We start from the raw sequence: 866 nt of genomic DNA on the forward strand, positions 1-866 counted from the left end.
GGCGCGCGTGACGACGTTGCGCGCCCGAAGGAGATCCACAGGAGTCGCCCGGCCGCTGGACGGAAGTCTGAAGCGCATACTTCTATCCTGAACATCCCCTCCGGACCGGTCGGTTCGTGAGGTCACAGGCGTGCCGTAGTCTCCAATGCCGGCGGTATTGAAGATACAATCAAGTAAAAACACACGTATTTGGGGATTGCCGGGCGGGCGCGTGGAAATGAATCCCACACGGGTCGCGGTTCATAGAGGTGGGGGACGGCCCGCTCGCGCAGTCGGCGAACGGTCTCCCGTCGCAACCGAAACCGTCATCGCGGACCGTCGCCCATGTTCAATCCCCGTGTCCTGCGGCTCGGAACCGCGTGTGTCCTGCTCGCCGCCGTCGGCGCCATTCTGGCCCCGCGCCTGACGAGCTACATTTCCACCTCGGCGGTGGTGAACGCGCCGATGATCACCGTGCGAAGCCCGTTCAACGGCCGGATCGNCCGCCGTCGGCGCCATTCTGGCCCCGCGCCTGACGAGCTACATTTCCACCTCGGCGGTGGTGAACGCGCCGATGATCACCGTGCGAAGCCCGTTCAACGGCCGGATCGCAGAGGCGCCGGGCATGGGCGCGGTCATCCGGGCCGGCCAGCCGATCGTATCGATCGAGCCTTCCGTCGAGCAGCGTCAGAAGCTGATCGACCTCGTCGCGGAGCGCGATGCGCGCGACATGGCCATCGGGGCGCTTCGGGCGCAGATCGCCCGGCTCGACGGTCTGCTCGCGACCGAGCGGCGGCGGATCGGAGCGCGCGGGGCGCTCGCGTTGCGCCGGCAGGATGCGCGGATCGCCGATGCGAAAGCCGCGCTCGCCCAGGCGGAGGCCAGCG

General features: G+C 68.0%; 1 protein-coding gene. It reads left to right on the forward strand.

Annotation, left to right across the window (positions count from 1 at the left end; genetic code table 11):
* Positions 1-553 precede the first annotated feature (553 nt).
* The coding region (locus ACLJK8_RS22960) for a hypothetical protein (protein ID WP_413152703.1) at positions 554-866 on the forward strand (313 nt) is incomplete at its 3' end.

Origin of the sequence: Amaricoccus sp. W119, assembly GCF_047275745.1 — a bacterium.
Taxonomy (GTDB): domain Bacteria; phylum Pseudomonadota; class Alphaproteobacteria; order Rhodobacterales; family Rhodobacteraceae; genus Amaricoccus.